At 57.0% G+C, this 3922-nt stretch carries 2 protein-coding genes and 1 pseudogene; 2 read left to right on the forward strand and 1 reads right to left on the reverse strand.

The genetic code is table 11. The features are described from left to right. Positions 1-673: 673 nt before the first annotated feature. Entirely contained in the window at positions 674-991 is a 318-nt protein-coding gene (locus tag ACRESH_RS24095; protein ID WP_431744325.1) for a hypothetical protein, read from the reverse strand. Positions 992-1260: 269 nt separating this feature from the next. On the opposite strand from ACRESH_RS24095, the pseudogene ACRESH_RS24100 reads away from it, so the two are divergent. Both ACRESH_RS24100 and ACRESH_RS24105 read left to right on the forward strand, forming a co-directional pair. After that, positions 1261-2275, forward strand: a pseudogene (locus tag ACRESH_RS24100) (tyrosine-type recombinase/integrase); the annotation flags it as partial. 20 nt (positions 2276-2295) lie between these two features. Beyond that, positions 2296-3882 (forward strand): ABC-F family ATPase, encoded by a 1587-nt coding sequence (locus ACRESH_RS24105; RefSeq protein ID WP_274297166.1) that lies wholly within the window; start codon positions 2296-2298, stop codon positions 3880-3882. Positions 3883-3922: the final 40 nt, after the last annotated feature.

The following is a 3922-nucleotide window of genomic DNA, read 5'->3' on the forward strand; positions in this document are numbered from 1 at the left end:
GGTCTGCTTGCGCTTGCCGGCGTACTCGGCGTCGGCGAAGGTCATCTGCTTCATCAGGTGTCTCGGCGTTTGAGGTTAAGCATTCTGCCAAATCTGGAAGTCTTCTTCAGAGTTTCCCTTGTGTTCGCTTGAAAAGCTGTTTCATTGAAACGGCCAATTCCGTTTGAACTTGAGCGCTAACTGGGCGGTCAACGGGGCTGGACTTCAGTGCCGCCGCTAACGACGATGCAAACTGGCCAGCCACATCAGGGGACGGCTCAGGGCAAATAGGCGAGCCTGGTTTGATCTGGACATACACAACCCTATAGTCCGCAGCGGTCGCTAAAACTCCGGTCGACTCTGAAAAAGGCGCCCCCATTTTTCTCTCCATGATGGGAGGTCGCGGAGTCATATAGTAAGCGCAACCGGAAACGACCGAGCATAAGCATAGGATAGCCAATATGCGCATTTTTCTGCTCCCGCAAAGGTTCTTTCTTCGGGTATAGCAGAAGAACTAATTAATAAAAGTCAATTGACGATTACCGACGATTGCCCCCCCCAAAAAAACGCTGCTCTCGCGTGCTGTGGCATCGACTCTGCCAAGTGCCCGGCCTGCCACCGAGATTATGCGTCCATCACACTGTCTTTCCGGGTGATCAAAATCGCCGGTCGCTGCACCACCTGTTACTTTCGATCACGACCCTATGTGCGAAAGCTCTTCGTCAATGATTCGCTCTGCCTTCTCCGCAGCGGTCGTCGCAAACTTGTAACAGACCCAGAAATCCTGCTCGGTTACGGATGCAGATCCCTGCAGGTTCTCCAGGCAGCGTGTTAATGCATGCTTTATCAAGCCATCATCTAGAACATTGCGGGCTGCCTCTTCGCCTTCAGCCGCTCGAATGGCAGCTTCGATTTCTTCGATCAGATCAATCTTTGCCGCCAGCGCGATCTTGGCGAACTCATCTCGCTCGATGATTTTGGTCCAAGAGTGATCAACTATCAGCGTTTTCATTAGCAGCCCCCTGTCTTCCGGACTAATACCGGGTCATCAACCAATAGCCCACTTCAACGAATCACGCCACCCCGGCGAGGAACACCTATCCCCATGCCCACAGAAAACCGACCCAGCAACACCGTACAGATGGTCAGCGTGCCGACCAGTAAGCTGAAGAAGATCCACCGCGACTTAGACGCCTGCCAAAAAGTGATCTAGTCGGCGATGGCGATTCCTGGGAGCCACTTTTCCGCCCCCCACCAAGCTCCGACGGCGCCAGCTTTAACAAGCTCGGCCTGCTGGACCGGGGCAAGTACGCCGAACTCTTCCCTGGCTCGCAGACAGTCGCGGGTAGCAAACCAACTTTTGGCGAGTACGCCCAGCTCTGGCTGGACAGCCGAGAAATCACCCCGGGCACCTACCAGAACTACAAAAGCGCGCTGAACAACTACTGGATGCCCCACTTCGCGCTGGTTCGGGTCGACCTCATCACTACTGCCGTGGTGCGCAAGATGCTCAGCTTGATTGAATCGAGCTCGCCGGGTGTCAAGCGCAATGCTTTGCTCAAACTGTCCACGATCCTGCGCTCAGCGGTAATAGATGGCTTGATCAGCCGAAACCCAGCCGAGTCGTTACAGCTTCCGAAACGGACCATAAAAGAGATCGACCCGTTCACCCTGGAGGAAGCGAACGAGATCATCACCAGGCTTTACGAACACCCGCACTGGCCCAGCCAGATTTACGCGGCTTTCTTCGAGTTCGTATTTCTCACTGACCTACGCCTATCCTAGGGGCTGGCGCTAAGGTGGGATGCTGTTGATTTGGAAAAGAAGGTTGCCCATGTGCGTCGCACTGGGTGAGGTGGTCGAGCGCACCAAGACCGGCAAAGACCGGCTCGTGCTACTCAACGAGAGGGCCTTGCGTGCGCTCGAATTCGCCAAGGACTACGCCGAGCGACGCAGGAGAGGAAAGGGGCGGGTCACGGAGTCACCGTTCATTTTCCCGCCATCAAAGAATATCGAGTTCGTCCAGCAGACCTCAGACCTCCATCATCAGTGGCGTCCGGTACTGAAAGAACTGGGGATTCGTTACCGCCCGCCATACAACTGTCGTCACACCTATGCGACAATATGCTTAATGTCTGGCCTCAACCCCGCATTTATCTCCCAACAGCTCGGCCACAGCGTGCAAATGCTGCTGTCGACGTATGCGCGTTGGATTAACTCAAGCTCCGACTGGAGCGAGCTGGAAAAGCTGCAAATTGGTATCAAATCGGTATCAGCCGCAATGCCAGCGACGTAAGCTATTGATAGGTAAGCCCTTTGATCTCCACCGCTAACATCACCATGCAGTTCGGCGCCAAGCCGTTGTTCGAGAACGTCTCGGTCAAGTTCAACAACGGCAACCGCTACGGCCTGATCGGCGCCAACGGCTGCGGCAAGTCGACCTTCATGAAAATCCTCGGCGATGACCTGGAGCCTTCCGCCGGCCAGGTCATGCTCGAGCCGAACGTGCGTCTGGGTAAACTGCGCCAAGACCAGTTCGCCTACGAAGAATTTACCGTGATCGACACCGTGATCATGGGCCACGAGGAGCTGTGGCGGGTCAAGGCTGAGCGCGATCGCATCTATTCGCTGCCAGAAATGACCGAAGAAGACGGCATGGCCGTTGCCGAACTGGAAACCGAGTTCGCCGAAATGGACGGCTACACCGCCGAGTCCCGTGCCGGTGAGCTGCTGCTGGGCCTGGGCATTCCCCTGGAACAGCATTTCGGCCCGATGACCGAAGTGGCGCCAGGCTGGAAGCTGCGCGTGCTGCTGGCTCAGGCGCTGTTCTCCGATCCTGAAGTGCTGCTGCTCGATGAGCCGACCAACCACCTGGACATCAATACCATCCGCTGGCTGGAAAGCATTCTCACGGCGCGTAACAGCACCATGATCATCATTTCCCACGACCGTCACTTCCTCAACAGCGTGTGCACCCACATGGCTGACCTGGACTACGGTGAGCTGCGCCTGTTCCCCGGCAACTACGACGAGTACATGACTGCCGCGACGCAATCGCGCGAGCAGCTGCTGTCGGACAATGCCAAGAAGAAAGCCCAGATCGCCGAACTGCAGACCTTCGTCAGCCGCTTCTCGGCCAACGCCTCGAAAGCCAAGCAAGCCACTTCCCGCGCCAAGCAGATCGACAAGATCCAGCTGGCCGAGGTCAAGCCGTCGAGCCGGGTCAGCCCGTTCATCCGCTTCGAGCAGACCAAAAAGCTGCACCGTCAGGCGGTAACCATCGAGAAGCTGTCTAAAGGCTTCGAAGGCAAGACCCTGTTCCAGAACTTCAGCTTCACCGTCGAAGCCGGCGAGCGCGTGGCGATCATCGGCCCTAACGGTATCGGCAAGACTACCTTGCTGCGTACCCTGGTCGGTGAGCTGAGCCCGGATGCCGGTGCGGTCAAGTGGACCGAAAGCGCGGAGCTTGGCTACTACGCTCAGGACCACGCCCACGACTTCGAAGAAGACGTCAGCCTGTTCGACTGGATGGGCCAGTGGACCCAGGGCGAGCAAATGATCCGTGGCACCCTGGGGCGCATGCTGTTCTCCAACGACGAGATCCTCAAGTCGGTCAAGGTGATTTCCGGTGGTGAGCAAGGCCGTATGCTGTTCGGCAAGCTGATCCTGCAAAAGCCCAACGTGCTGATCATGGACGAACCGACCAACCACCTGGACATGGAATCGATCGAGGCGCTGAACCTGGCGCTGGAGAACTACCCGGGCACGCTGGTCTTCGTCAGCCATGACCGTGAGTTCGTTTCATCCCTGGCCACCCGCATCATCGAGCTGAGCCCGAGCGGTGTGGTGGACTTCAGCGGCACCTACGATGATTACCTGCGTAGTCAGGGTGTAGTGGTCTAAAGCAATCGCGGGGCAAGCCTGCTCCCACAACCCTCTGTGG

This window comes from Pseudomonas sp. (assembly GCF_050739775.1).
GTDB lineage: Bacteria > Pseudomonadota > Gammaproteobacteria > Pseudomonadales > Pseudomonadaceae > Aquipseudomonas.